Source organism: Streptomyces sp. A0958, assembly GCF_004795035.1.
GTDB lineage: Bacteria > Actinomycetota > Actinomycetes > Streptomycetales > Streptomycetaceae > Streptomyces.
The window spans coordinates 180,577-206,315 of the sequence record NZ_SSBK01000005.1; the positions used below are offsets into that span (position 1 = coordinate 180,577).

Consider the following 25,739-nt stretch of genomic DNA (forward strand, 5'->3'; position numbering starts at 1 on the left):
CTCCGAACGCTCCCCGGGCATAGCGTCGCCGCTGACCTTCACCATCCGCCGACCGCGCGCACCCGCGCCCGCCCTTCGCGCCGATGGCCGAAACGTACCGTGGTCTTGTCATCACCCGCTGTCTGCACATAAGTTGACCGCTTGCGACATGTCCTACAGCCAGTGGGGGAGCCAAGTCATGGCCGCGAACGGACGGCACCGCAGATATCAGCCGAGCCGCATCAACCGGGCTTCGCTCACGGTCACGGCAGGGGGTGCGGGGCTCGCGCTCCCACTCATCACGGCCGCGTCGGCCGGCGCCGCGTCGGCGGACGTGTGGGACAAGGTCGCCGCGTGCGAATCCACCGGCAACTGGCACATCAACACCGGCAACGGCTATTTCGGCGGGCTCCAGTTCACCCGCTCCACCTGGGCGGCGTACGGCGGCACGGTCTACGCGCCGCGCGCCGACCTGGCCACCCGGGAACAGCAGATCGCCATCGCCGAGAAGGTCCTGAAGGGCCAGGGGCCGGGCGCCTGGCCGGTCTGCTCCGGAAAGGCCGGCCTGGCACAGGGCGGCGACACGCCCGATGTCAGCCCGCAGAGCGAGCGCACGGCCCAGGTGACGACGCCCAAGAAGCCGGACAGCGCCTCATTACCCCCGCGCAAGGCGCAGACGAAGCCGGCCGCGGCGACGCCGACGCACGTGCCGGGCAAGCGGGAGTCGTACACAGTGACGCCCGGCGACTCGCTCTCCGGGATCGTCGTCGACCGGCACCTCGACGGCGGCTGGCAGCGGCTGTACGCGGCGAACCGCACGGTCGTCGGCGACGATCCGGACCTGATCTTCCCCGGCCAGCGCCTGAGCCTCGACCTGACCGGAACGCCGAAGACGGCCACGAAGGCCACGCCGAGGACGGCGACGAAGGCCGAGCCCAAGGCCGCGGCGAAGACCGAGCCGAAGACAACCCCGAAGACGGCTCCGAAGAAGCAGCAGACACAGCAGGCAAAGCCGCAGCCGAAGAAGACCGAGACGCCCAAGACCCAGACGCAGAAGCACACCTCGCTCACCGCGCCGGTCGCGGCCCGCACCGGCACGCAGTACCACCAGGCGGGTTCCTGGTCCAGCGGCTACCACACGGGCGTCGACTTCCCCGTCCCCACCGGCACGTCCGTGAAGGCGATGGCGGCCGGCACCGTCGTATCGGCGGGCTGGGCGGGACCGTACGGCTACCAGGTCGTCATCCGCCACAGCGACGGCAAGTACAGCCAGTACGCGCACCTCTCCTCGCTGCTGGTGCGCGGCGGCCAGCATGTCGGCGGCGGTCAGCGGATCGCCCGGTCCGGCGCCACGGGGAACGTCACCGGACCGCACCTGCACTTCGAGGTCCGGACGGGCCCCGAGTACGGCTCGGACATCGACCCGCTGGCCTACCTCAGGGCGGGCGGCGTCAAGGTCTGAACGCCCCGGCGGTCACCGGCCCCCGCGGGCGGCCCGGCCCTGTGTCCAACGCCCGGCGCCTGGCCGAACCCCACCCGTCCGGCCAGGCGCTCCAGGGGCATCCGCACGGACTGCGGCGGCGCCGGGGGAGTCGTCTGCGCGGGCGTCGCCGGCCGCGGACCCGAGGGCCGGGGAAGGGACGCGGCGGCCGGCGCGGGACTGAGCGACGCGCCCCCAGAGCCCCCAGGGTTCCCGGGGCCCTCCGGCTCCTGTTCGAGCGCCGGCGCCAGGCGCTCCGCGCCCATGCGTTCCGTGGTCAGCATGATCAGCCCGCCGGCCGCGACCACCCCGCAGGCCAGGGCGAGCACCGTGCCCGTGGTGCCGTGCCGGAACTGCTCGCCGAACAGCGTGATGCCGACGGCCGCGGCCACCACCGGGTTCACCACGGTCACCGTGGCCAGCGGAGCCGTCAGACCCGCGCCCCGGTAGGCCGCCTGGGACAGCAGCAGGCCGGCGCCCGCGAGCGCCGCGATCACCAGCAGGGTCGGCAGCCCCGACCCCACGGAGCCGGCGGTCCACTCCATGGCCACGGTCTTCGTGTACACCGACGCGATGCCGAACGCGACACCCGCCGCCCCCGCCAGGACCACGCTGCGCATCACCGGCCGGCGCATCGCCCGCGAGAGCAGGACGAGCGCCGCCACCGCGCCGAAGGTGACGAAGGCCAGCATCAGTTGCTGCGGGCGGCCCAGGGAATGCCCGTCGGAGTTGCCGGTGAGCGCGAGCAGCCCGGCGAGCCCCGCCGTCGCCATGACCGCGCCGCGCCAAGCCGTGGCCCCGGCCCCGCGGCGTACGAGCAGGGCGGCCATCGGCAGCGCGAAGACGATCGTCAGCGCTCCCAGCGGCTGCACGAGGCTGAGCGGGCCGTACGCCAGCGCCACGACGTGCAGAACGGCACCGACGCCGTTCAGCGTGACCGCCGCCCACCAGACGCGGTTGCGCAGCGGTGCCGGCGAGCGGCCGTCGGAGGCCGTGGCCACGCGCTCCTGGACGATCGCCCCGGCCGCGTAGGCGACCGCGGAGACCAGTGACAGCAGCACGGAGAGCGCGAGGGAACTCATGTACACCACGATCCCCTTTTACAGCCGCCGCGTCGTCGTCCCTGAGGCGGCGATCCGGCGTACTGCTTTGGTAGTACGGGAACGGTCAGGGTGTCCTCCTCCTGACGGTAGTCCTCCCTGCGGCCCACGTCAGAACGATCAACCGCCTCAACCCGTGGTGGCACGCGCGGCCACGAACCGCACCTTCACGTCACCGGCCGGACCGTCACCGGCCGGACCGGCACCGGCCGGACCGGCACCGGCCGGACCGGCACCGGCCGGACCGGCACCGGCCGGACCGGCACCGTCCCGCCCCTTGACGTGACCACGGCGGAATCGAAGAATTGATCGGGCTCTGACAACGTTGTCCTGAGGAGTATCCCCATGCATCGGACCCCACGGCCGGGACTGCGCGGCCCGGCGGCCGTACTCGCCGCCGCCGCACTCCTGGGCGGTGTCCTCCTCCCCGGGGCTGCGGCCGAGGCCGCCCCCCGGAGCGACGGCCGGCTGACCGACCTGGTCAACCCGTTCATCGGCACCCAGAACGAGGGCAACACCTACCCCGGCGCCTCCGTGCCCTTCGGCATGGTGCAGCTCTCCCCGGACACCGGCCACAACACCGGTTACGACTACGGCGAGAACCACATCCGCGGTTTCTCCTCCGTCCACCTCTCCGGCGTCGGCTGCGGGCTGGGCGGCGACCTGCCGACGCTGCCCACCACGGGGGACGTCACCGAGACCGACTACGCGAAGTACGCGGCCGAGTTCAGCCACGACGACGAGAAGGCGAGCCCCGGCTACTACAAGGTCGGGCTCGGGTCCGGCATCGACGCCGAGCTGACCGCGACACAGCGCACCGGGGTGCAGCGCTACACCTTCCCGGCCACCGACAAGGCCAACGTGCTGCTCAACGCGGGCCAGTCGCTGCACCGGACGCTCTCCTCCGAGGTGGAGATCCTGGACAGCCGCACCGTGCGCACCGCCATCACCGGCAGCGGCTTCTGCCAGGACACCAAGCCGTACACCGTCTACACCGTCACCCGCTTCGACCGGCCGTTCACCACGTCGGGCACCTGGAACGGCGACACCGTCACCGGGGGCTCGAAGAAGTCCGCGGCCGCCGACGCCCGCAACGGCGCATGGCTGCGGTTCGACACCACCAAGGACCGCACCGTCGAGGCCACCACCGCCCTGAGCTACGTCGACGCCAGGGGCGCCGCGCTCAACCTCCGCGCCGAAGGAGGCCGCAGCTTCGACCGCGTCCGGCGCGCCGCGCAGCAGACCTGGGAGGACCGCCTCGAAGGCGTGCGGGCCAAGGGCGGCGGCGACGAACTGCGCCGCACCTTCTACTCCTCCCTCTACCGGTCCTTCCTCGCGCCCAACGTGGGCAGCGACGTGGACGGCCGCTACACCGGCTGGGACCAGAAGAAGCACCGGGCCGAGAACTTCACGTACTACCAGAACTGGTCGCTCTGGGACACCTACCGCACCCAGGCCCAGCTGCTCGCGCTGCTCGCCCCGCGCGAGTCCCGGGACATGGCGATATCCGTCCTGCGCGTCGACGCGGAGAGCGGCTGGTTGCCCAAGTGGGGCTACGGCACGGTCGAGACGAACATCATGACCGGTGACCCGGTCACCCCCTTCCTCACCAACGCCTACCAGCAGGGACTGCTGAAGGGGTACGAGGAGCAGGCGTACCGGGCCCTGAGGAAGAACGCGGACGGGGTACCGCCCACCGACTCCGCACCGGTGGGCCGGGAGGCCAACGTCCAGTACCTGGCGGACGGCTTCGCCCCGTACATCAAGGACCGTCAGCACGCCAAGCCCGGCGACTCCGACTTCGACCACGGCGCCTCCGCCACCCTGGAGTACGCCCTGGCCGACGGCATGCTCGCCGAGATGGCCCGCGACCTCGGCCACGACGCCGACGCCGCGCGCTACGAGGCCCGCGCCCAGAACTACCGGAAGATCTTCGACCCATCGACCGGCTTCTTCCGCGCCCGTGACGCCTCCGGCGCGTTCACCGGCCCCGCCGACCCGGCCGAGAGCGAGGGCTTCCACGAGGGCACCTCCTGGCAGTACCAGTGGATGGTCCCGCAGGACATCCCCGGCATGGTCGACCTGATCGGCGGGAAGGACGCCGCCAACCAACGCCTCGACTCGTTCTTCGCGTACGACGAGCTCCTCGCCGACCCGGCGAAGACGGCCCGTGAGGTATGGGTGAACGGCCCGTACGCGTACTACAACGCCGACAAGTACAACCCGCAGAACGAGCCCGACCTCATCGCCCCGTACACCTACCTGTCCACCGGCCAGCCGTGGAAGACGACCGATGTGGTCCACGCAGCCCTGACGCTCTTCACCAACGGCCCGACCGGCATGACGGGCAACGACGACCTGGGGACGATGTCCGCCTGGATGGTGCTGTCGTCCATCGGCGTCTTCCCGGTCCAGCCGGGCACCGACACCTGGGGACTGTCCACGCCGGCCTTCGAGCGCGTCGACATCGAGCTCGACCGCCGCTACTACCCGCGCGGCGCGCTGACCGTCAGCGCCCCCGGCACCTCCGCCGCCGACCGCTACATCCAGTCCGCCCGGCTCGACGGCGCGCCCCAGGCGCGCACCTACCTGACCACGGACGACATCCGCTCGGCCCGCTCGCTCTCCTTCACGGTGGGCGACGAGCCGTCGACGTGGGGAACCTCACCCGAGGATGCCCCGCCCGCCCTGGACTGACCCGGCGGCCGCACGGCCGAGCGCCCTTCCTCCCGTCCGGACGGGAGGAAGGGCGCTCGGCCGTGCGGCCGCCGGGTCAGCCGGGAAGCGCGGGGTCGATCGCCTCGGCGACGTTCGGGAAGACGGGGAGTGCGCTGTCGAGTCCCAGCACGCCGATGAGCCGCTCCATGAAGACGGAGGGCGCGGCCAGCCGCAGCCGGGGGCCGAGCGCGGTCTGCCCCTGGAGGAGCACGTTCACCGTCGTGGAGTCGGCGAAACTCACGTCCGAGAGGTCGACGACGACCGGCCCGGTGCCCTCCAGCGACGCGTTCTCCAGCGCAGCGCCGAGGGGCGCGACGTTGTCGATGTCGAGGTCGCCGGTCACCGCGAGCACCAGCGCCCCTCGTTCGTGCCGTGGGACGATCTGCATGGCGCGGCCGGCGCTGGGGGGTGGAAGCACGTTCACCTCGTGATGCACTGGACGGTGGGGGAACCACCGGATCAGGCGGACGGTGCGATGTCGCCCGGTCCCTGGTCGCGGCGGGAATGCTCAACGATAAAAGTAACAGTTGCCATTTGACAACATTCTTCGGCGGGCAACAATCTGTACCGAACGATCAACGAGTGCGCCCGTCCGAGGAGCGCCTCAGGAACGCGGAAGCAGGGCTCCATGAAGCTAGGCGCTGTCCGCGACATCGTCGCGAAGCCGCGCGGCCGGACTCCGGTCGCCGGTGAGCCGCTGCGATGCCGCCGAGCGGAAAGCGGTGAGCCCCACGGCCAGAGCCGCCACCTCGGACGGCTGCATCCTCTCCAGCACGGCGGTGAGTTCCCGGGTGCGGATCGCCCGGTACTCCTCCAGCAGCTCCCGGCCCCGGCGGGTGAGCCGGAGCTCGACCTCCCGGCGGCTCGTCGGGCTCGGGGCCCGCTGGATCAGACCCATGGCCTCCATCCGGTCGCAGAGCCGGCTCACCGAGGGAGCACGCGAGCCGAGTGCCTTGCCGAGCGAGCGGAGATTGCTCCCTTCCTGCTGCTCGATGACCAGCAGCGCGCGAAGCTGCGAGGGCGAGACCACACCCAGCGCGGCGGCCTCCTGGCCACGCCCCCACAACACCTCCAGCAGTTCCGACGCGGCACAGACGTCCTCGGACACCTGTTCAGGGCGGTGAGGGAGTCCGGTGCGGTGGGGCATCCGTCCACTCTGTCACCCGTAGCGTGCTCCTGTCAGCCCGGCTCCGGCCCCGCCACCCACCGAAGAATGGGCGAAACAGCGTGAATGCCCACACGGAGATCGAACGAGCGCTACGCGCGGCGCCACCGTATGCCCTGGTGGAGACGGTGCGCGCCTCACTCGTGAGGGAGTACGGAGCACGCTCGGTGCAGCTGTTCCTGGCCGACTACGGAATGACCGTGCTCAACCCCGTCGACGCCGCCGAGGGCCCTGCCCAGCCACTTTCGATGCACAACAGCCCGCAGGGCCGCGCCTTCGGCAGCCAGCGCCCGCACCAAGGGCGGACCGGACCCGACGACGCGGCCGACCACTACTTCCCGGTCACCGCCCGGGGCGAACGCCTCGGCATCCTCACCGTCCGGCTGCCGACCGCGCGCTCCACCCCGCAGATCATGGACGACCTCACCCATGTGGCCGAGCTGCTGGGGCACGAGCTCGTCGTCGCCGACCGGGAAACCGACCACTACCAGCGGGCCCGCCGCACCACGCGCCTCACCCTCGCCGCCGAAATGCAGTGGCAGCTGCTCCCCGCCCGGTCGTTCACCGCCGCGGAGTACGCCATAGGGGCCCAGCTCGAACCCGCCTACGCCATCCACGGTGACAACTTCGACTGGGCGGCGGAGGGCGATCAGCTCAGCGTGGCCGTGACCAACGGCATGGGCGAGGGCATCCGCGCCTCCCTGCTCACCAACCTCGCCGTGAACGCGCTGCGCAACGCCAGGCGAGCCGGGATCGGCATCGCGGACCAGGCGGCCCTGGCCGACCAGGCCATCTACGAGCAGCACCGCGGCGCCGCCCACGTGTCCACCCTGCTGCTCCGCTTCGACCTGGCCACGGCGTCGGTCGAAGCGGTCGACGCGGGCTCCCCACAGCTGTGGCGCCTGCGCGGCCGCACGGTCACGCGCGTCGCCCTGGACGCCCAGCTGCCGCTGGGGATGTTCGAGGAGTCGCAGTACGTCGTCCAGCACCTCCAGGCCCGCCCGGGGGACCGGCTGCTGCTCGTCAGCGACGGGGTCTACGACGCGGTGTCGCCCCTCGGCGAAAAGTACGCGGAGCGCAATCTGGCCCGGGCGGTCCTCGCCACCCGGCTGCTGCCGGCGGCCTCGGTGCCCGGGGCGGTGCTGCGGGAACTCGCGGAGCACCGCGCGTCGGACACGCTCGACGACGCGCTGGTCATGTGCATCGACTGGTTCGGCCGGCAGGACGCCCGGAGCTGAGCCCGGGCCGGCCGGCGCCCGCCGGTCGGCTCAGCTGCTGAGCGTGAACTCGGCGCGGATGCGCTTGCCGACCGGCACCCGCTCGGCCGTGACGCGGTCGCACAGGGCCACCACGATCTCCATGCCGTGACCGCCCAGGCGGCTCGGATCGGGGGCGTAGAACACCGGCAGCGCGCTGCTGCTGTCGTACACCGTGATGCTGATCCGCTCCGCGGTGCCCTCCAGCTCCAGCAGGTACGGGCCGTGGCTGTAACGGTCGGCGTTGGTGACCAGCTCGCTCACCGCCAGCATCAGGTCATTGCGGGTGTGGGTGCCGACCACGGCCATCCACTCGGACACCAGCCTGCCCAGGAAACGGTCTGCCAGTGCCCGCGCCTGGGAAATGCACCCCGGCTCGCCGTCGAACACTTCGGCGCTGTGCAATGCCTCCGAGGGCGGACAACTCCGTGGGGAGTCGTCCGGCCGGGAGATCGCCTGTTCGTTCATGTGCTCCAGCCAGGGCGCAGCGGGGAGGTCGCAGACCTCTTTCTGGTGATCGTGTACCCGCGTCGGGAGATCCCATTCCCAAGCATGGTCAGCGAATATTACGCGCGGCCGGGAAGCCGCACCACGGTGAGGAAGAACTCGTCGATCTGGCGCACCGCCGCGATGAACTGGTCTAGGTCGACCGGCTTGGTGACATAGGCGTTCGCGTGCAGTTTGTAGCTGCGCAGAATGTCCTCCTCGGCGGAGGACGTGGTCAGCACGACGACCGGGATGAGCGACAGCACGGGGTCCTGCTTGATCTGCTCCAGCACCTGCCGGCCGTCGTACTTGGGCAGGTTCAGGTCGAGCAGGATCAGGTCGGGACGGGGCGCCTCGGCGTGCGCGCCCCGGCGGTAGAGGAAGTCGAGCGCCTCCTCGCCGTCCCGGGCCACATGGAGCTTGTTGCGGATCTTGTTGTCCAGGAACGCTTCACGCGTCATGAGCTCGTCGCCGGGGTCGTCCTCGACGAGAAGGATCTCGATGGGCATCTCGGGCATGTTCACGCGGTCTCTCCGGAAGTCTCGGCAGGGGTGGTCGGGCCGGCCGGCTCCGTGGCCGCGGGGGCGTCGACGGGCAGGCAGAAGTGGATACGGGCGCCCTGGCGGGACTCCGGATCGAGCCAGATCCGGCCACCGTGGAACTCGATGATCTTGCGGCACAGGGCGAGTCCGATGCCCGTGCCGTCGTACTCGTCGCGGGGGTGCAGCCGCTGGAAGATGACGAAGACCTTCTCCGCGAACTCGGGCGCGATGCCGATGCCGTTGTCCGTCACGGTGAAGTGCCAGTCGTCGCCCTCCCGCTCGCACTCGATCGTGATCACGCACGGCTCGTCGGCGCGGCGGAACTTCACGGCGTTCCCGATGAGGTTCTGCCAGATCATCGCGAGCGTCGTGGGGTCCCCGGTGACCGAGGGGAGCGGGTTCTCGTGGACGACCGTGGTCCCCGACTCCTCGATCACCAGAGCCAGATTGGCCAGCGCCCGGTCCAGCGCCCGGTCCAGGTCGACCGGGCTCCAGCTGTCGTGGACGCGCCCGACGCGGGAGAACGTGAGCAGGTCGTTGATGAGCACCTGCATGCGCTTGGCGCCGTCGACCGCGAAGTCGATGTACTGCTTGCCCCGGCCGTCCAGCTCGGTCCCGTACCGTTTGTCCAGCAGCTGGCAGAACGAGGCCACCTTGCGCAGCGGCTCCTGGAGGTCGTGCGAGGCGACGTAGGCGAACTGCTCCAGCTCGGAGTTGGACCGGCGCAGCTCGACCGTCTGCTGCGCAAGCAGCTCCTCCCGCGCCTGCGCGGCGTCGAGTTCCGCCACGAGCCGGCTGCGCATGTCCTCGACCGCCGAGGCCACCGCCCGTACGTCGGACGGCCCGCTCACCTCGATGCGGTGCCGGCGGGACGAGGTGGAGCGCACCCGCCTGGAGGCCTCGGCCAGCGCGTTCAACGGGCGCCCCACCATGCGCTGGAGCAGCACGCTGAGCGAGATGACGCACACCACGAAACCGATCACCAGGGCGATCAGTACCCGGTCGCGGGTGTGGCGCGCTTCGTCCAACTGGGCGCGTGCCCGGTCCCGGGCGGTGTCGAGATGCGCCTGCTGGGTGCCGTAGAGCTGCCGCAGCTTGTCGAAGGCGGCCTTGCTCGCGCTGGTCAGGTCGGACGAGCGGGTCCCCGGCCCGTCGCGGCGGACGGTGGCGATCAGCGGGTCGGCGTGCACCCTGCGCCACTCCGCGGCGGCCGAGGCGATCCGGTCCAGGTCGCGGTTGTACAGCTCGCCGTCACCGATCGCGGAGCGCACCCGGGCCAGCCGGTCCTTCTCGGCCTTCTTGCCCGCCGCGAACGGCTCCAGGAACGAGGCGTCACCGGTCAGCGCGTAGCCCCGCACGCCCGTCTCCTGGTCGAGCAGCGCGTTCTGCAGCTGGAAGGAGGCGGAGCGGGCCGGCTGGATACGGTCCACCAGCTCGGTGGTGCGGTCCGAGATCCGGGACAGGACGAGCCCCCCGGCGACCAGACAGCCGCAGACCACGAGGACGAAGCAGCCCAGGATCAGGTGGACCCAGTTCTGGACCGACAGACTTGCCCGAAACCCGGTCGGCTTCACGGTGGTGTCCGGTATGTCAGTGTTCACGGGTGGTGCTCCAGCCGAGGTGCAGGACGGCCACGTCGTCGGCGAGGCCCCCGTGAGGAGCCGCCGCTTCCGAGGCGCCCGCGACGAGTGCGTCGATGAACGGGCGGGCGGCGAGATGGGCCCGGCCCCGGGCCATGTCGAGCAGCCCTTCCTCACCCAGCCGGGTATGCGGTCCGGTGCGCCCCTCGAAGAGGCCGTCGGTGAACAGGACGAGCCCGGCACCGGGCGCGAGTTCAAGATCGGTGACCGGCCACTGACCGTGTCCGGGCAGCAGGCCGAGCGCCATCCCGCCCTCGGGCTCCACCCACTCGACGTCCCCGCCGCCCCGCAGCAGCAGCCCCGGATGGCCGGCCCGGACGACGCTGACGCTGTCCCCGCCGGGCGGGAAGACCAGCGAGGTGACGGTCGCGAAGACATGGGGGTCGGAACGCTCGGCGACCAGGATCGACTCCAGCAGCCCGAGCTGCTGCAACGGATCGGTCCCGCACAGCACGGCAGTACGCCAGGCCACGCGCAGGCACACGCCGAGTGCCGCCTCCGCCGCACCGTGCCCCGACACATCGCCGATGACAGCCCGCACCGTGCCGTCGGCCGTCTGCACCACGTCGTAGAAGTCGCCGCTGAGCAGGCCGTGGGCGCGGCCCGGTTCGTAGCGGGCGACGGCCCGGAAGCTGTCGTCGTTGAGCAGTGGCACGGGCAGCAGCCCGCGTTCCAGGCGTGCGTTCTCCTGCGCCATCAGCTGGTTGGCCCGCAGGGCGGACGCGGCCCGTTCGACCTGCTTGCGCTGGAGGGCGTACCGGATGGCGCGCGACAGCGCCTGCGGATCGAGCCGCCCCTTCACGAGGTAGTCCTGCGCCCCGGTGGCCACGGCTTCGAGCCCGGCGTCGGCCTCCGCGAGGCCGGTCAACACGACGATCGCGGCGTCCGAGGACGACTCGACGATCTGGGTGACGGCCCGCAGGCCGTGGACGTCGGGCAGGTGCAGGTCGAGCAGGACACAGATCGGCGCACGGTGCGACCGCAGGTACGCCATCGCCTCGGACAGGGTCTTGCACCAGGTCAGCGCCGAGTCCAGCTCACCGTCGGCGAGCATTTCCTCGACGAGCAGCGCGTCGCCCGCGTCGTCCTCGACGAGCAGGATGGAACCGCTGACGTCCCAGACGGAGTCCCGGCCGTCCGCCCCGTGGGCGGTCTGGACCGGGAAGCGTGCCGGTATGGGAGGCCGGGCCGGGGCGCCCATGCGCATCTCAGCCACGTTTCACCCTCTCGTTGCCACCGCGCGGGCCGCCCGCCGGTGTGCATCGCAGCATATGTGAACGGCGCCCGACGCTTTGCCGTCGGGCGCCGTCCAACGCCTCTTCGACCACACCGCGCCGTTGCGTGGCCGATTCGAGAGGGTGAGGAATCATCCGGGCCGACGGATCACACGGGCCCGGTGCCGGTGTGCCGGTGTCAGGCTTCGACGGACATCCCCGCACGCAGCCGCTTGACGATACGGGCGAGCAGCCGGGACACGTGCATCTGGGAGACGCCGAGCTCCGCCCCGATCTGCGACTGCGTCATCTCCTCGCCGAAGCGCATCTGGACGATCCGGCGCTCGCGCTCGTCCAGCTTCTCCAGCAGGGGCGCCAGGGTGTGCAGGTTCTCGACGGTCTCCATACCGGGATCGGCCTCGCCGATCACATCGGCGTACGACCGCTGCTCGGTGCCGGAGTCGGTCTCCGCGCTGGGGGTGTCGAGGGAGCCGGCCGAGTATCCGTTGGCCGCGACCAGGCCCTCGATGATCTCCTCCTCGGGCAGGTCGAGGTGGGCGGCCAGCTCGGCGACCGTCGGATCGCGGTCCAGCCGCGCCGACAGCTCCTCCTTCGCCTTCGCCAGGTCGACCCTCAGCTCCTGGAGCCGGCGCGGGACGTGCACCGCCCAGGTGGTGTCCCGGAAGAAGCGCTTGATCTCCCCGACGATGTAGGGGACCGCGAATGTGGCGAACTCCACCTCGCGCGAGAGGTCGAAGCGGTCGATGGCCTTGATCAGGCCGATCGTGCCCACCTGGATGATGTCCTCGACGTCGTCGCCGCCGCGGTTGCGGAAGCGCGAGGCGGCGTACCGCACGAGCGAGAGGTTCATCTCGATGAGGGTGTTGCGCGCGTACTGGTACTCGTGCGTGCCCTCCTCCAGCGTCTGCAGCCGGTCCAGGAACATCCTCGAGAGGGCACGGGCGTCCTTCGGAGCGACCTTCCCGGTGTCCTCGATCCACGGCAGCTCCGCAGTCCCCGCGCCCTGCGGCGCACCGTCCTGCTCAACAAGCGCGCGTGCGTCGCCGAGGACTTCGCCGGTCCGCTCCGTCTTGGTCGCCATGATGTGTGACCTCTTCCTGTCGCCAAGTGCTTCGCACACCGCCTGCCCCGTATCGGCGAGGGCATGCGCAACTGATGCGACAGTTTTTTGGGCGGCTCCTCCGCCCCGGCCGGCCACCCGAATGGAGCAGCCCGGGAACCGTGGCAAACTTGATCGGGGCGTTCGGCCCGCAGTAAGGCCAGCGGCACGAGTACAGAGGAACGGCAATGACGGTGACAGAGGACGGCCCGGAGCTCGTGGCCGGAACCGAGGAATTCGGTCCCGGTATCGACCCGCAGCGGCTGGCCGTCTGCCTGAGCGTGCTCGACGAACTCGACACCATCGAGGTCGACCACCCGGACGCCATCGCGGTGCGCCGCGCCACCGCCGGGATCTACCGGACCGTGAAGCAGCGCCGCCGCCAGGAGCGCCGGGCCGCCAAGACCGCGCACGACAAGGCGGTGACCGAGGCCACCGCCACGGGCTCCGCCGAGCGCATCGACGACGAGACCCAGGGGGTCCTGCCGTCCTCCTCCGCCACCGCCGAGATCGCCGGAGTCCTCCGGCGGCCCCGGTCCTGCTACGTGTGCAAGACGCGGTACGTCGAGGTCGACGCCTTCTACCACCAGCTCTGCCAGGACTGCGCCCGGGAGAACCGCGCCCGCCGCGACGCGCGCACCGACCTGACGGGGCGCCGGGCGCTGCTCACCGGCGGCCGCGCCAAGATCGGCATGTACATCGCGTTGCGGCTGCTGCGCGACGGCGCGCACACCACGATCACCACGCGCTTCCCCAACGACGCGATCCGCCGCTTCAAGGCGATGCCGGACAGCGACGAGTGGATTCACCGCCTGAAGGTCGTCGGCATCGACCTGCGCGACCCCGCCCAGGTCGTCGCCCTCGCCGACTCGGTGGCCGCCGAGGGTCCGCTCGACATCCTGATCAACAACGCGGCGCAGACGGTCCGCCGCTCGCCGCAGGCCTACAGCGAACTGGTCGGCGCCGAGTCCGCCCCGCTGCCCGCCGGTGAACTGCCCGCCGCCCAGGTGATCGGCACCTTCGGCAGCGGCACCGTCGACCGGGTCGCCGCGCTGCCCGCCCCGCGCAAGGAGCGGCTGAGCGCGCAGGACGTCACGGAGCTGGCTCTGGTCACGGGTTCCGCTTCGCCCGCCCGGATCGCCGCCGGCACCGCGATCGACGCGGGCGGGCTCGTCCCGGACCTGCACGACACCAACAGCTGGATCCAGACAGTCGACGAGGTCGAGCCGATCGAGCTGCTGGAGGTCCAGCTCTGCAACTCCACCGCGCCGTTCATCCTGATCAGCCGGCTCCGCCCGGCCATGGCGGCGACGGCGGCCAAGCACTCCTACGTGGTCAACGTCTCCGCGATGGAAGGCGTGTTCGGCCGCGGCTACAAGGGCGCGGGGCATCCGCACACCAACATGGCCAAGGCCGCGCTGAACATGCTGACCCGGACCAGCGCCCAGGAGATGTTCGAGAAGGACGGCATCCTGATGACCGCCGTCGACACCGGCTGGATCACCGACGAGCGCCCGCACCCGGACAAGATGCGGCTGGCGGAGGAGGGCTTCCACGCCCCGCTCGACCTGGTCGACGGCGCCGCCCGGGTCTACGACCCGATCGTGCGCGGCGAGTCGGGCGAGGCCCTGTACGGCTGCTTCCTGAAGGACTACGCCCCTGCCAACTGGTAGCGGCGCGGGAGCGCGCCGCCCGCGCCCCGTGGAGACCCGGCCGGAATGTGTCCCTGGCCGGGTCTTTTCCGTACGCGGTGGCCGAAAGTGACCCATAGCACACGTTCCATCGAGCGCGGATGCGCTCATTTGGTTACTCTGATGTGAACGGACGTCATCGAGGAGTCCACGAACCTTCCTCGACCGTCCTGGGACAGGCTTGTCAACCAAGTCGCCGTCCCGCCCCGTACCCGGCGCCACCGCGACCGAACTGTTCCTGCCCCTGCCCCGCATGGGCGGCTGATTCCCGGCAATGAGAACCGGAGCGTCGGCGGCGCCCGGGGCTACGCGACACAAAGGAGTGCGCGGTGACGACACCGGAAATGACGAAGCACGAGGAACGGCCGGCCGAACGGCGAGGAAAGCCGGGTTCCGGCGGCGAGAAGCTCCAGAACATCGAGGTCTGGGCCAGGTCCGCGCCGATCCGTCTGGCCGGCTACGAGGACGACCTCGCCGAGCCGCACATCCTGCCCGGCATCGACTGAGTTCCTTCCACGGGCCCCGGCCTGCCCCCGAGCGGGCGGGGCCGGGGCCCGTTTCCGTGCGTCGGCGCGCGCTCAGACCACCGCGCGCGCCAGTGCCGCCCCGCCGAAGGAGAGCCCCAGCCCGACGCCGACGGTGAGCAGGAGATAGCCCGCCGCCAGACCGAGCCGGCGGGCCGAATTGAGGGTCAGCAGTTCGTAGGAGAACGTCGACCAGGTCGACAGCGCCCCGCAGAAGCCGGTGGCCAGCAGCAGATTCAGCCGGGTGCTCAGGTCGCCGTTCACCGCCGCCTCGGCGATGAACCCGAGGAGCAGGGCGGCCCCCGCGTTGGCCGCGAAGGTGCCCCACGGGAAGACGCTGTGCAGGCGGAACTTCGCGTCCACCCCGAGGAGATAGCGCACCGGCGCGCCCACCAGTCCGCCGGCCAGGACGAGCAGCCAGTCGGTCATGACGCCTCGCCCTGCGGACCGTAGGAGCGGCCGAACGAGAAGTGCGCGGCGAACGCACCCGCCGTCACGGCCGCCAGCGCCGCCGCCACGGTCAGTACCAGGCAGCCGACGGCATAGCCCGGCTGATGGTTCTCGAACAGCTGCCGCACGTTGTCCGTGTAGTGCGAGAACGAGGTGAACCCGCCGAGCACGCCGGTACCGAGCAGCGGGCTGATCAGCCGGGGCGCCCCGGGGAAGCGCAGCTTCAGCGTGACCATCAAGATCCCCATCAGGAAGCACCCCACCGCGTTGACCAGCAGGATCGTCCACGGGAAGGCGAAGGTCCCGGCCGGCCACAGGCGTTCGGCTGCGTACCGGGCGGCGGCCCCCGCGGCCCCGCCGACCGCCACGGCCGCCACGACCGTGAGCTGTACGCCCGGGTGGTGATCGGGGTGGGTGTGCCGGTGCAACCGCATCTTCTGGGACATCCAGCGAACGTACGGACGACGGCCGCGCGTCACGCTCCCGGTTCGCGGCGTGGCCCACGGCTGTACCCGAGTGGGCTACGCGAATCCCATACAGCGCGATAGTTACCGCTTTATATGCGTTTATGGCATATATCGGGACTGTTCCGAAGGCCCGTCATGCCTGAACCGCATCCGCCTTCTGACGAGACGCTGGAGCATGCCTTGCCCCTCGCCGAGCCGGACCTCGTCCGGCGGCTGGAGAGCCGCCAGCCGACCGCGTACCTTCTGGCCTCCCTGCGAGGCGTCGGGCAGGTCGACTTCCAGGCCAGTCTGTTCACCGGCGCGGCGATCCTCGCCGGCCTGTGGGCGGCGGGCTGGGAGACCGGCCTGTTCGCCACGCTGGGGACGCTGACCGCCACGGCCGCCGCCTATGTGCTGGCCGTGGACCGGGGGGCCATCGCGCTCGGTCTGCAAGGGTTCGCGGGCTGCCTGACCGGCATCGCCCTCATCTCCTCGCTGGGCAACCACCCGGCCACCTATGTGCTGACCGTCGTGGGCGGCGTCCTGTGCGTCATCCTCATGGCGGCCCTCTCCACCTTCCTCAAGCCGTACAAGCTCACCCCCATGACCGCGCCGTTCTGCCTGGTCTCCGGGGTGATGGTGGTGGGAGCCCCGTCCTTCGACCGCGTCTGGCACGGCGCTCCGGCCGCCGTGTCCAGCACGACGAGCGGCGACACCGGGATCACCTGGAACGACCTGTGGCACGCCTTCTTCAACAACGTCTCGCAGGTCTTCCTGGTCGAGAGCTGGTACGTCGGACTGATCATGCTCGCCGGACTCGCCCTGGCCGGCCTGCGCGTCGTGCTCTACGCCGCGGCCGGCAGCGTGGCCGGGATCGTCGCCGCCTGGCTGCTGGGCGCGCCGACCGACCTGATCGCCAACGGCATCTACGGCTACAACGCGGTGCTCGTCGCCATCGGCCTCGGGGTCGTCTTCATGGCCAACACCGTCTGGACCGCTGTCTACGCCATGTTCGGAGCGGCGGTCAGCACGGGCCTCACCGCGACCCTGACCTCCTTCTTCAAACCCTTCGGCGGCCACACCTTCACCTGGCCGTTCATCCTCACCACCTGGACGCTGCTGGCGGCCGTCCCCCTGCTGCCGCGCCTGCGCCGCAGCGACTGACAAGGCCCGAGGCCACCGGCCCTCCCGCCCTCTCACCGCACCATCCCGAGGAAGGTACCCACGATGAACCTCGCCCCTCGCGAGATCGACAAACTGCTCGTCTACGTCGTGGCCGACCTGGCCCGCAAGCGCCAGGACCGCGGCCTCAAGCTCAACTACAGCGAGTCGGTCGCGCTGATCACCGAGGCGATCCTCGAAGCCGCCCGCGACGGCAAGAGCGTCGCGGACTGCATGGAACTGGGCCGCCACATCGTGGGCGAGGACGACACCATGCCCGGCGTACGGGAGATGCTCGGCCTCCTCCAGGTCGAGGCGTCCTTCGTGGACGGCACCAAGCTCGTCTCCTGCCACGACCCCATCGGCGGCTGACCGATGGCCGGGAGCGGGACCGTCATCGCCGTGTGCGGCCACGAAGCCGCGTACGGACGCGCGCTGGAAGGGCGTCTCGACCCGTCCGTGAGCGTGGTCTCCAGCGGGCGCGAACTGTTCCGGGCCGTCGCCGCGCGCCTGCGCCGGGGCGAGAACAGCGTGGTCGTCCCCATGACGCTGGGCCGCGAACCCGGCCTCGTCGCCGACACCGCCCGCACCCTGCGCGCGGTTTCCGCCGCCGGGCCCGGCGGCGCGCTGCTCACCGAGCCCTTCGGCACCGCCCAGCACCTCGTCGCCTGGCTGCGGGCCGCGGCCGGCCGGGTGCCCGCCGGGTCCGGACTCCTCGTCACCGCCCCCTCGGGCGACCCCTTCGAGGACGCCGAGCTGTACCGCGTCGCCGCGCTCGTACGCCGCTACGGCCGCCATGCTCTGGTCGAGGTCGCGTTCGACGGGGGCGACCCGGACCCGGCCGAGGGCGTGAGGCGCTGCGCGCTGCTCGGCGCGAAGGACGTGGCGCTGCTGCCTGCCTCGTTCGCCCCCGTGGACGCGGGCGGCGCGGCACCGGTGCCGGCGGAGAGCGTGGGCCCCCTCATGCCGGCCTCCGCGCTGCGCCGGGTGCTGGACGAGCGGGTGGCCGACGCCCTCCGGCGCTGGGACGAGCACGGCGACGACGGCATCGCGGCCGGGCTCGTGGCCGCCGACCACCACGGCCACGCCCACACCCACCCACCGGGCGAGGGCCACGGCCACAGTCACGGCCACACGCACGGACACTCCCACGAGCACCGGCACCACCACCCGTCCGCCGATGGAGCGGACCGAGTCATCAGGAGCATCGCATGACGTTCCGTCAGCAGTATCTGTACGGCGAGGACCCCATCGAGCTCAACGCGGGCCGCCGCACGCTGAAGATCACCGTGAGCAACACCGGCGACCGGGCCGTGCAGATCGGGTCGCACTACCACTTCTTCGAGGTCAACTCGGCGCTCTCCTTCGACCGCGAGGCGACGCTCGGCATGCACCTCAACATCGCCGCGGGCACCTCCGTACGGTTCGAGCCCGGCGGTTCGCGCGAGGTCGAGCTCTGCGCGTACGCGGGAACCGGCCGGCTCACCGGCTTCAGCGGGCTGCTCAACGGCAGCCTCTCCTCCCACCCCGCACGCGTCGAAGCCGTCCGCAGGGCCATCGAACGCGGCTACCAGGGTGCGCAGAGCGCCCCCGCCGCCAAGAGCGACAAGGACGGCTCCAAGGGGGAGTCCAAGGACGCCGGCAAGGGCGGGTCCAAGGGTTCCAAGGCAGCCAAGGACAAGAAGAAGGGTTCGCGCTGATGCCCATCCTGCCGCGCAAGCAGTACACCGACATGTTCGGCCCGACGGTCGGCGACCGCTTCCACCTCGCCGACACCAACCTCGTCGTCGAGGTCGAGAAGGACTACAGCGAGGGCCTGTACGGCGACGAGGTCGTCTACGGCGGCGGCAAGACCATGCGTGACGGCATGGCCTCCGACCCGCAGGCCACCGCCGCCCAGGGCGCGCTCGACACCGTCATCACCAACGTGGTCGTCATCGACCCGATGGTGGGCGTCGTCAAGTGCGACATCGGCATCAAGGACGGCTTCATCGTCGGCATCGGCAAGTCCGGCAACCCGCAGACGCAGAACAACGTCGACCCGGACCTGGTCGTCGGACCCGGCACGGAGGCCATCGCCGGCGAGCACCTGATCGCCACCGCCGGCGCCATCGACACCCACGTCCACCTCATCGCCCCGCAGCAGGCCGAACAGGCGCTGACCAACGGCATCACCACCCTCATCGGCGGCGGCACGGGCCCCACGGACGGCTCCAACGGCACGACCTGCACCCCCGGCCCGTACAACATCGGCAAGCTCCTCCAGGCCGCCGAGTCCTTCCCCGTCAACCTCGGGATCATGGGCAAGGGCAACGGCAGCCTGCCGGAGGCGCTGACCGAGCAGGTCGTCGCCGGGGCCTGCGGGCTCAAGGTGCACGAGGACTGGGGCGCGACCCCGGCCGTCATCGACAACGCGCTGAACGTCGCCGACGCGCACGACGTCCAGGTCTCCATCCACACCGACAGCCTGAACGAGAGCGGGTTCTTCGAGGACACCCGCTCGGCGATCGACGGCCGGGCCATCCACACCTTCCACAGCGAGGGCGCGGGCGGCGGCCACGCCCCCGACATCCTGCGGGTCACCGGCGAACCCAACGTCCTGCCGTCCTCCACCAACCCGACGCTGCCGTACACCAAGAACTCGGTGGACGAGCTCCTCGACATGGTCATGGTCTGCCACCACCTCAGCCACGACATTCCCGAGGACGTGTCCTTCGCCGACAGCCGGGTCCGGGCCGAGACGATCGCCGCCGAATCCGTGCTGCACGACCTCGGCGTGATCAGCATGTTCTCCTCCGACTCCCAGGCCATGGGCCGGATCGGGGAGTCCGTCACCCGGGCCTTCCAGACCGCGCACCACTGCAAGGACAAGCTCGGTGTGCTGGAGGGCGACTCGGAGCGCAACGACAACCAGCGGGTGCTGCGCTACCTCGCCAAGGTCACCATCAACCCCGCCATCGCCTCGGGCATCTCCGACCACGTGGGATCGATCGAGAAGGGCAAGCTCGCCGACATCGTGCTGTGGCCCATCCACTCCTTCGCCGCCAAGCCGAAGATGATCATCAAGGGCGGCATCGTCTCCTGGGCCCAGATGGGCGACCCCAACGCCTCGCTGCCGACCCCGCAGCCGGTCATCTACCGGCCGATGTTCGGGCAGTACGGCAAGGCGCTCCCCGCCACCCACGCCACGTTCATGTCGCAGGCGGGCATCGCCGCTGGCGTGCCGGCCGCGCTCGGCCTGGAACGCAAGGTCCTGCCGGTGCGCCGCACCCGCACCATCGGCAAGCACAACATGATCCGCAACGACGCCCTGCCGGACGTCCAGGTCGACCCGGAGACGTTCAAGGTGACGCTCAACGGCAAGGTCGCCACCATCGACCCGGCCGAGACGCTGCCCCTCAACCACCTCTACTTCCTGGTCTAGGGACGATGTACCGCAAGGAGGGCGACATCGCGGGCGAACCCCGCCCGGCGGGGACCACGGCCGCCGTGGGCCTTGGACCGCTGCTGGTCAGCCTCCAGCTGACCGACTCGGCGTTCCCGAGCGGCTTCTACACGCTCTCGCACAGCCTGGAGGGCTTCGCCCAGGCGGGCGCCGTGGACGCCGGGAGCCTGCCGCTGCTGCTGGAGGACCTGTTGCTGCACGGCGTCGGCCCCGCCGACGCCACCGCGCTCGCCCTCGCCCACCGGGCGACCGCGGCGGGCGACCCGGAGGCCGTCGTCAGGATCGACGAGCACCTGTTCGCCACGAAGCTGGGGCGGGAGATGCGCCAGGCCGCCACGCGGACCGGGCGCCAACTCCTGGACCTCGGCCACGAGGTCTTCGGCCGCCCGGAGATCGGCGACTACTTCGGCCGGGTCGTACGCCGCGAGGCCCCCGGCACCCAGGCGGTGGCGGCCGGGGTCGTCTACGCGGCGACCGGCGTCCCGGTCCGCCAGGCCGTCGCCGCCGACCTGTTCGCGTTCTGCGTCAGCTTCGCGGGCGCCGCCCTGCGGCTGCGGCTGACCGACCACCGTACGGCGCAGACCCTGCTCAGGGGTGCCGCACCGGTCATCGAGACGACCGTCGACGCGGCGCTGCGCAGGGAACTCGACGACGTCGGCGCCACCGTCTTCGCCTCGGACGTCATGTCGGGCCGTCACGAACGCGCCGAGGCCCGGCTCTTCGCGAGCTGACCACCCACCCCCGCCACACACACCAGGGAGCACCATGGACGACAACGTACTGCGGGTCGGCATCGGCGGACCCGTCGGTTCCGGCAAGACCGCGCTCATCGAGGCGCTGGTGCCCGTGCTGATCGCACGCGGCCACCGCCCCGCCGTCATCACCAACGACATCTACACCCAGGAGGACGCCCAGCACGTCCGCCGTACGCTGGCCGGCGTCCTCGAACCCGAGCGCGTCGTCGGCGTCGAGACGGGCGCCTGCCCGCACACCGCCGTGCGCGACGACCCCACGATGAACCTGGCGGCCGGCGCCGAGATGCTGGAGCGCTTCCCGGACACCGACACGCTGCTCTACGAGTCCGGCGGCGACAACCTCACCCTGACGTTCAGCCCGGCACTGGTCGACCTGTTCCTCTTCGTGCTGGACACCGCCGAGGGCGAGAAGATGCCCCGTAAGCGCGGCCCCGGCATCACCGAATCCGACCTCCTCGTCATCAACAAGATCGACATCGCGAAGTACGTGCGCACGGACATCGGCGTCATGGAGTCCGACGCCCACCGGGTCCGCGGAGACGGCCCCGTCGTCCTCACCGACTGCCTGACCGGCGTCGGCATCGACGAGATCGCGGGCTACCTCGAATCGCGCCGCAAGGTGCTGATCTGACATGCCGCTCGCCCCGCAGCGGCCGAAGGCCGGCCGGCTCGCCGAGGAGTACTACACCGCGGTCCGCGTCCCCCCGGACCTGGCGGCCCTGGCGTCCGTCCCGGACACGCTGGCCCCCGGCTCCCCGGCCAAGGTCGGCATCCTCGACCTCGCCTTCGCCGTACGGGGCGAGCGCACCGAACTCGTCGGGCGCTACCAGAAGACACCGCTGCAGATCATGCGGCCGCTGTGGATCGACCCCGCGCTGCCCGGCATGAGTTACGTCTACCTCATGGCGACCGGCGGCGGCATCGCCCAGGCCGACCGCTACCGGATGGACTTCCGCTGCGGCCCGGACACCCAGGTCCACCTGACCACCCAGGCCGCCACCAAGGTCTTCCGGATGGAGCACGACTACGCGAGCCAGCGGGTGCACCTGACGGCCGAGGCCGGCAGCTACGTCGAATACCTGCCCGACCCGCTGATCCCGTTCCAGGACGCACGCTTCTACCAGCGCACCGAGGTCACCGTCGCACCCGGTGCCACGGTCCTCCTCGGCGACACCCTCACCGCGGGGAGGCTCGCCCGGGGCGAACGCCACGCCTATCGGACGCTCGCCACCGACCTGCGCATCAGCAGGCCCGACGGCACCCTCCTCGCCGTCGACACCCTGCGCCTGGCCCCCGGACGGTCCGGCCGGGGCATCCTCGGGCCCGGGGTGTTCGCCGGGCACGACCACGTCGCCTCGCTCTTCGTCGTGACCGACCGCGTCCCGGCAGCCGGCCTCGCCGACGCCCTGCACGAGGCGCTAGCCGGACTCGGCGTCCTGTACGGGGTGAGCGTGCTGCCCCGGGACTGCGGGGCCTGGGTGCGGCTCCTCGACGACAGCCCGATCCGGGTCGCCGCCGCGCACCGGGCCGCCTGGCACGCCGTACGCCGGCTGCTCACCGGCCACCCGCCGCCGGACCTGCGCAAACCGTAGACCCCCGCCCCTCCCCCCACACGAGGTACCGCCGATGATCACCGCTCCCGCGCCCATGCCGGCCGCGTACGACTCCGGGGACACCGCCTGGCTGCTCGCCGCCACCGCCATGGTCCTCCTCATGACGCCCGGCCTCGCGTTCTTCTACGGCGGCATGGTGCGCACCCGGCACGTGCTCATGATGATCAAGATGAGCTTCGCCGCCCTGGCCTTCGGCACCCTCGTCTGGTGGGTCATCGGATACACCCTGGCGTTCGGGCCCGACGTGGGAGGCGCCGGGCTCATCGGGAACCTCGACCACGTGTTCATGAAGGGCATCCAGCTGAACACGCTGAGCGGCGCCATCCCCACGTACATCTACAGCACCTTCCAGATGGGCTTCGCCATCATCACCGTGGCGCTGATCAGCGGTTCGATCGCCGACCGCGCCACGATGAAGGGCTGGCTCGTCTTCGTCGTGCTGTGGCTGCTGATCGTCTACATCCCGGCCGCGCACTGGGTGTTCGACAAGGACGGCTGGATCGTGAAGCACCTCGGTGCGCTCGACTTCGCGGGCGGCCTGCCGGTGGAGCTCAACTCCGGGGTCGCCGGACTCGCCGTAGCCCTCGTGCTGCGCGCACCGCGCGACTTCGCCCGCCACGAGGAGCGCCCCAACAACATCCCGCTCGTGGTCGTCGGCGTCGGGCTCCTGTGGTTCGGCTGGTTCGGCTTCAACTCCGGCTCCGCGCTCACCGACCAGGGCACGGCCGCCGCCGCCTTCATCAACACCCAGCTCGGGGCCGCGGGCGCCATGGTGACCTGGCCGCTGGTCGAGAAGTGGCGCACCGGCCGGGTCACCACCATGGGCGTCGTCTCGTCCGCCGTCGCGGGCATGGTCGCCATCACCCCGGCGTGCGGTGAGATCGACACGCTCGGCGCGGTGATCACCGGCCTCGTCGTCGGCGCGGTGAGCGCCTTCGCGATCACGCTGAAGTTCCGCTTCAACGTGGACGACACGCTCGACGTGGTCGGGGTGCACGGCGTCGGCGGGCTGATCGGCCTGATCATGGTCGGCCTCTTCGCCACCGCGCGCATCAGCGGCCAGGAAGGCCTCTTCTACGGCGGCGGCTGGGGCCTGCTCGGCAAGCAGCTCGTCGCGATCGTCTCCATGATCGCCTTCTCGTTCATCCTCACCTGGATCATCGCCAAGGCCGTCGACCTGACCGTCGGCTTCCGGGCGAAGGAGGAGTACGGCAACGTCCCGGGCGAGGAGGCGGAGCAGGCGTACGACTTGCAGACCGCCGATCGCCTGGGCGCACTGGTCTCCGGCAAGCGGGTGGCGAGCGACGACGAGCTGGTCAGGCAGATCAGCCGGCTGCTGCGGGCCCGCGAGGACGACCGCTGAGGGCGTGCAGAGCATCAACTTGCGTGTCGAAGCCCTTGACACCGCTGCTCAGGCAGGGTGTTCGACAGCAAGTTGTTTACCGGAACGCCCTCAGCTTAGTTTCTTAGCACCTACTTCCGGGTCGGGCGCAGGAAGTCGCGTACGAACGTGCGGTGCCACCAGCAGCCGGTGGCCCGCAGCTCGCGCCAGGTGGTGAACCGGTAGCGGAAGACCCTGGCCCGCACCTGGGCAGGCGGGGCGCCGGGGAACGGTTTGTGCCGCAGCAGCCGCAGCGTGTCCCGGTCGTTGTCCAGCAGCCGTTCCACGAACGGGCCGAACCAGGCACGGGCGTACGCGGGCGACAGCGCCGCGAACCACATCATCCAGTCCAGCCGCAGATGGTACGGCGCGAACTGGCGCGGCAGCCGCCGCGGGTCGCCCGGCTTGCCCCGGAAGCCGTACTCCTTCCACACCGTGCCCGGGTGCACCACCGGATCGGAGGTGCCCTCGACCACCACCTCCAGGCGGACCCGGCTGACGCTGCCGAACGCGCCGTACGTGTTGACCAGGTGCAACGGGTCGAAGGAGCGGTTCATCACCTGACGGCGGGAGACCAGGTTGCGGGCCGGGCGGTAGCTGAGGGCGAGGATCAGCACCGTCACGGCGATCACCACCACCTCGTACCAGAGCGGCGCACCCCGCTGGGCGGGCGGCTCGGTCAGCGGCGACCAGTCGATGGCCGGCAGGGCGAGTGTGATGGTCAGCCAGTTGAGCCAGGCGAAGTTCCCCGAGAGCACCAGCCACAACTGCGTGACGATCATCAGCCCCGCCGCCACGCTCGCCACCGGCTGCGGGGTGAGGAGCAGAACCGGGACGAGCAGCTGCGTCACATGGTTGGCCGCCACCTCCGCCCGGTGCACGGGCCGGGGGAGACGGTGGAAGAACCAGCTCAGGGGCCCCGGCATCGGCTGGGTCTCGTGGTGGAAGTACAAGCACGTCAGATTCCGCCAGCAGGCGTCGCCGCGCCACTTGATGAGCCCGGCCCCGAACTCCAGCCGGAACAGCACCCACCGCAGCAGCCACAGCACGAGCACCGGTGGCGCCGTGCCCGCGTTGCCCAGGAAGACGGCGAGAAAGCCCGTCTCCAGGAGCAGCGACTCCCAGCCGAAGCCGTACCAGACCCCGCCGACCTGCACGATCGACAGATACAGCAGCCACGGCAGCGCCCAGAGCGCCATCGCCGCCCCCAACGGCACCCGGTCGTCCACGCCCGCGATCAGCGCGACGGCGACGGCGCAGCCGGTCCAGGCGACCGCGGCGAAGGAGCGGTCGGAGTAGCGGAGGCGGAAGAGACCCGGGGCGCTGCGCCAGTCCGTGCGCCGCAGGACGTCCCGGGCGGGCAGCATGCCGCGTTTACCGATCAGCGCCCGGAACTGGAGCGCCGCGGTGAGGAAGGCGGCCAGGTAGATGACGGCCAGGGCCTCCTGGAAGACCAGCCGGCCGAGCCAGTACCCGTCTGCGGTGAACCACTCCATCGCTACCAGTATCGGCCCGCCGCACCCTGCGCGCCGGACCTGTTCCGGCGAGCCGTCCGTTTGCGGCGGACCGGGAA

25 protein-coding genes are annotated in these 25,739 nt (G+C 71.0%); 14 read left to right on the plus strand and 11 right to left on the minus strand.

All coding sequences use genetic code 11. The features are described 5' to 3' along the window. Positions 1–178 precede the first annotated feature (178 nt). On the plus strand, positions 179–1,441 hold the full coding sequence (locus tag E6P78_RS07565) for a transglycosylase family protein (RefSeq protein ID WP_136202728.1): 1,263 nt from the start codon (positions 179–181) through the stop codon (positions 1,439–1,441). Here the strand turns inward: E6P78_RS07565 and E6P78_RS07570 are convergent. Further along, entirely contained in the window at positions 1,411–2,550 is a 1,140-nt protein-coding gene (locus tag E6P78_RS07570; RefSeq protein ID WP_136202729.1) for a DMT family transporter, read from the minus strand. The two genes, E6P78_RS07565 and E6P78_RS07570, sit on opposite strands and share 31 nt — an antisense overlap. A 354-nt stretch (positions 2,551–2,904) precedes the next feature. On the opposite strand from E6P78_RS07570, the gene E6P78_RS07575 reads away from it, so the two are divergent. Next, the gene (locus tag E6P78_RS07575; RefSeq protein ID WP_136202730.1) at positions 2,905–5,256 is read left to right on the plus strand and encodes a GH92 family glycosyl hydrolase; all 2,352 of its coding nucleotides are present in this window, start codon (positions 2,905–2,907) and stop codon (positions 5,254–5,256) included. A 76-nt stretch (positions 5,257–5,332) separates the two neighbouring features. On the opposite strand, the gene E6P78_RS07580 is transcribed toward E6P78_RS07575, so the two are convergent. Together E6P78_RS07580 and E6P78_RS07585 are read right to left on the minus strand one after the other, a co-directional pair. Then, positions 5,333–5,665, minus strand: coding sequence for an STAS domain-containing protein (locus E6P78_RS07580; RefSeq protein ID WP_136202871.1), 333 nt, complete (start codon positions 5,663–5,665; stop codon positions 5,333–5,335). Positions 5,666–5,911: 246 nt separating this feature from the next. Beyond that, a complete protein-coding gene (locus E6P78_RS07585) occupies positions 5,912–6,424 on the minus strand; it encodes a MarR family transcriptional regulator (protein WP_136202731.1) in 513 nt (170 codons plus the stop codon). Positions 6,425–6,504: 80 nt separating this feature from the next. Here E6P78_RS07585 and E6P78_RS07590 point away from each other — a divergent pair, with 80 nt between their 5' ends. After that, a complete protein-coding gene (locus E6P78_RS07590; RefSeq protein WP_206307747.1) occupies positions 6,505–7,680 on the plus strand; it encodes a PP2C family protein-serine/threonine phosphatase in 1,176 nt (391 codons plus the stop codon). A gap of 30 nt (positions 7,681–7,710) precedes the next feature. On the opposite strand, the gene E6P78_RS07595 is transcribed toward E6P78_RS07590, so the two are convergent. From E6P78_RS07595 to E6P78_RS07615, 5 genes are all read right to left on the minus strand, one after another. After that, the gene (locus tag E6P78_RS07595; RefSeq protein WP_136202733.1) at positions 7,711–8,166 is read right to left on the minus strand and encodes an ATP-binding protein; all 456 of its coding nucleotides are present in this window, start codon (positions 8,164–8,166) and stop codon (positions 7,711–7,713) included. 98 nt (positions 8,167–8,264) lie between these two features. Continuing rightward, complete coding sequence (locus E6P78_RS07600; RefSeq protein WP_168712581.1) at positions 8,265–8,708, minus strand: response regulator; 444 nt, start codon at positions 8,706–8,708, stop codon at positions 8,265–8,267. Beyond that, positions 8,705–10,327, minus strand: coding sequence for a sensor histidine kinase (locus E6P78_RS07605; RefSeq protein ID WP_136202735.1), 1,623 nt, complete (start codon positions 10,325–10,327; stop codon positions 8,705–8,707). Before E6P78_RS07605 ends, E6P78_RS07600 begins: the two co-directional genes overlap by 4 nt. Continuing rightward, a complete protein-coding gene (locus tag E6P78_RS07610; RefSeq protein ID WP_136202872.1) occupies positions 10,317–11,573 on the minus strand; it encodes a SpoIIE family protein phosphatase in 1,257 nt (418 codons plus the stop codon). Before E6P78_RS07610 ends, E6P78_RS07605 begins: the two co-directional genes overlap by 11 nt. A 206-nt stretch (positions 11,574–11,779) precedes the next feature. Beyond that, positions 11,780–12,682 (minus strand): RNA polymerase sigma factor SigF, encoded by a 903-nt coding sequence (locus tag E6P78_RS07615; RefSeq protein WP_136202736.1) that lies wholly within the window; start codon positions 12,680–12,682, stop codon positions 11,780–11,782. 206 nt (positions 12,683–12,888) lie between these two features. On the opposite strand from E6P78_RS07615, the gene E6P78_RS07620 reads away from it, so the two are divergent. Together E6P78_RS07620 and E6P78_RS32710 are read left to right on the plus strand one after the other, a co-directional pair. Beyond that, a complete protein-coding gene (locus E6P78_RS07620; RefSeq protein WP_136202737.1) occupies positions 12,889–14,373 on the plus strand; it encodes an SDR family NAD(P)-dependent oxidoreductase in 1,485 nt (494 codons plus the stop codon). A 347-nt stretch (positions 14,374–14,720) separates the two neighbouring features. After that, on the plus strand, positions 14,721–14,897 hold the full coding sequence (locus tag E6P78_RS32710) for a hypothetical protein (RefSeq protein ID WP_168712575.1): 177 nt from the start codon (positions 14,721–14,723) through the stop codon (positions 14,895–14,897). 72 nt (positions 14,898–14,969) lie between these two features. Here the strand turns inward: E6P78_RS32710 and E6P78_RS07625 are convergent, their stop codons facing one another. Beyond that, on the minus strand, positions 14,970–15,344 hold the full coding sequence (locus tag E6P78_RS07625) for a CrcB family protein (RefSeq protein ID WP_136202738.1): 375 nt from the start codon (positions 15,342–15,344) through the stop codon (positions 14,970–14,972). Beyond that, positions 15,341–15,811 (minus strand): CrcB family protein, encoded by a 471-nt coding sequence (locus E6P78_RS07630; protein ID WP_136202739.1) that lies wholly within the window; start codon positions 15,809–15,811, stop codon positions 15,341–15,343. The genes E6P78_RS07625 and E6P78_RS07630 overlap by 4 nt, the downstream gene beginning before the upstream one ends. Positions 15,812–16,012: 201 nt before the next feature. Between E6P78_RS07630 and E6P78_RS07635 the strand changes: the two genes are divergently transcribed. From E6P78_RS07635 to E6P78_RS07675, 9 genes are all read left to right on the plus strand, one after another. Further along, positions 16,013–16,975 carry an urea transporter gene (locus E6P78_RS07635; RefSeq protein WP_136202740.1) on the plus strand — a complete coding sequence of 321 codons (963 nt, stop codon included), beginning with the start codon at positions 16,013–16,015 and terminating at the stop codon, positions 16,973–16,975. 63 nt (positions 16,976–17,038) lie between these two features. Then, positions 17,039–17,344 (plus strand): urease subunit gamma, encoded by a 306-nt coding sequence (locus E6P78_RS07640; RefSeq protein WP_136202741.1) that lies wholly within the window; start codon positions 17,039–17,041, stop codon positions 17,342–17,344. Between the two features lie 3 nt (positions 17,345–17,347). Then, complete coding sequence (locus E6P78_RS07645) at positions 17,348–18,187, plus strand: cobalamin biosynthesis protein CbiX (RefSeq protein ID WP_136202742.1); 840 nt, start codon at positions 17,348–17,350, stop codon at positions 18,185–18,187. Further along, positions 18,184–18,672 (plus strand): urease subunit beta, encoded by a 489-nt coding sequence (locus E6P78_RS07650; protein ID WP_136202743.1) that lies wholly within the window; start codon positions 18,184–18,186, stop codon positions 18,670–18,672. The genes E6P78_RS07645 and E6P78_RS07650 overlap by 4 nt, the downstream gene beginning before the upstream one ends. Continuing rightward, entirely contained in the window at positions 18,672–20,396 is a 1,725-nt protein-coding gene (gene ureC, locus E6P78_RS07655; protein ID WP_136202744.1) for an urease subunit alpha, read from the plus strand. The genes E6P78_RS07650 and ureC overlap by 1 nt, the downstream gene beginning before the upstream one ends. A gap of 5 nt (positions 20,397–20,401) precedes the next feature. Next, positions 20,402–21,148, plus strand: a complete 747-nt coding sequence (locus tag E6P78_RS07660) for an urease accessory UreF family protein (RefSeq protein WP_136202745.1) — start codon at positions 20,402–20,404, stop codon at positions 21,146–21,148. Between the two features lie 34 nt (positions 21,149–21,182). Beyond that, positions 21,183–21,803 carry an urease accessory protein UreG gene (gene ureG / locus E6P78_RS07665; RefSeq protein ID WP_136202746.1) on the plus strand — a complete coding sequence of 207 codons (621 nt, stop codon included), beginning with the start codon at positions 21,183–21,185 and terminating at the stop codon, positions 21,801–21,803. A gap of 1 nt (position 21,804) precedes the next feature. After that, entirely contained in the window at positions 21,805–22,764 is a 960-nt protein-coding gene (locus E6P78_RS07670; protein ID WP_136202747.1) for an urease accessory protein UreD, read from the plus strand. 34 nt (positions 22,765–22,798) lie between these two features. Then, positions 22,799–24,148 carry an ammonium transporter gene (locus tag E6P78_RS07675; protein WP_136202748.1) on the plus strand — a complete coding sequence of 450 codons (1,350 nt, stop codon included), beginning with the start codon at positions 22,799–22,801 and terminating at the stop codon, positions 24,146–24,148. Between the two features lie 110 nt (positions 24,149–24,258). On the opposite strand, the gene E6P78_RS07680 is transcribed toward E6P78_RS07675, so the two are convergent. After that, positions 24,259–25,662 carry a lipase maturation factor family protein gene (locus E6P78_RS07680; RefSeq protein WP_136202749.1) on the minus strand — a complete coding sequence of 468 codons (1,404 nt, stop codon included), beginning with the start codon at positions 25,660–25,662 and terminating at the stop codon, positions 24,259–24,261. Between the last annotated feature and the right edge of the window lie 77 nt (positions 25,663–25,739).

Excerpts from the sequence above, each read along its gene's own strand:
- E6P78_RS07580 (WP_136202871.1), bottom strand. The coding sequence starts at position 5,665 with ATGCAGATCGTCCCACGGCACGAACGAGGGGCGCTGGTGCTCGCGGTG.
- E6P78_RS07640 (WP_136202741.1), top strand. The coding sequence starts at position 17,039 with ATGAACCTCGCCCCTCGCGAGATCGACAAACTGCTCGTCTACGTCGTG.
- E6P78_RS07680 (WP_136202749.1), bottom strand. The coding sequence starts at position 25,662 with ATGGAGTGGTTCACCGCAGACGGGTACTGGCTCGGCCGGCTGGTCTTC.
- E6P78_RS07670 (WP_136202747.1), top strand. The coding sequence starts at position 21,805 with ATGCCGCTCGCCCCGCAGCGGCCGAAGGCCGGCCGGCTCGCCGAGGAG.
- E6P78_RS07675 (WP_136202748.1), top strand. The coding sequence starts at position 22,799 with ATGATCACCGCTCCCGCGCCCATGCCGGCCGCGTACGACTCCGGGGAC.
- E6P78_RS07645 (WP_136202742.1), top strand. The coding sequence starts at position 17,348 with ATGGCCGGGAGCGGGACCGTCATCGCCGTGTGCGGCCACGAAGCCGCG.
- ureG (WP_136202746.1), top strand. The coding sequence starts at position 21,183 with ATGGACGACAACGTACTGCGGGTCGGCATCGGCGGACCCGTCGGTTCC.
- E6P78_RS07595 (WP_136202733.1), bottom strand. The coding sequence starts at position 8,166 with ATGAACGAACAGGCGATCTCCCGGCCGGACGACTCCCCACGGAGTTGT.
- E6P78_RS07585 (WP_136202731.1), bottom strand. The coding sequence starts at position 6,424 with ATGCCCCACCGCACCGGACTCCCTCACCGCCCTGAACAGGTGTCCGAG.
- E6P78_RS07650 (WP_136202743.1), top strand. The coding sequence starts at position 18,184 with ATGACGTTCCGTCAGCAGTATCTGTACGGCGAGGACCCCATCGAGCTC.
- E6P78_RS07615 (WP_136202736.1), bottom strand. The coding sequence starts at position 12,682 with ATGGCGACCAAGACGGAGCGGACCGGCGAAGTCCTCGGCGACGCACGC.
- E6P78_RS07610 (WP_136202872.1), bottom strand. The coding sequence starts at position 11,573 with ATGCGCATGGGCGCCCCGGCCCGGCCTCCCATACCGGCACGCTTCCCG.
- E6P78_RS07565 (WP_136202728.1), top strand. The coding sequence starts at position 179 with ATGGCCGCGAACGGACGGCACCGCAGATATCAGCCGAGCCGCATCAAC.
- E6P78_RS07625 (WP_136202738.1), bottom strand. The coding sequence starts at position 15,344 with ATGACCGACTGGCTGCTCGTCCTGGCCGGCGGACTGGTGGGCGCGCCG.
- E6P78_RS07660 (WP_136202745.1), top strand. The coding sequence starts at position 20,402 with ATGTACCGCAAGGAGGGCGACATCGCGGGCGAACCCCGCCCGGCGGGG.
- E6P78_RS07575 (WP_136202730.1), top strand. The coding sequence starts at position 2,905 with ATGCATCGGACCCCACGGCCGGGACTGCGCGGCCCGGCGGCCGTACTC.
- E6P78_RS07630 (WP_136202739.1), bottom strand. The coding sequence starts at position 15,811 with ATGTCCCAGAAGATGCGGTTGCACCGGCACACCCACCCCGATCACCAC.
- ureC (WP_136202744.1), top strand. The coding sequence starts at position 18,672 with ATGCCCATCCTGCCGCGCAAGCAGTACACCGACATGTTCGGCCCGACG.
- E6P78_RS07620 (WP_136202737.1), top strand. The coding sequence starts at position 12,889 with ATGACGGTGACAGAGGACGGCCCGGAGCTCGTGGCCGGAACCGAGGAA.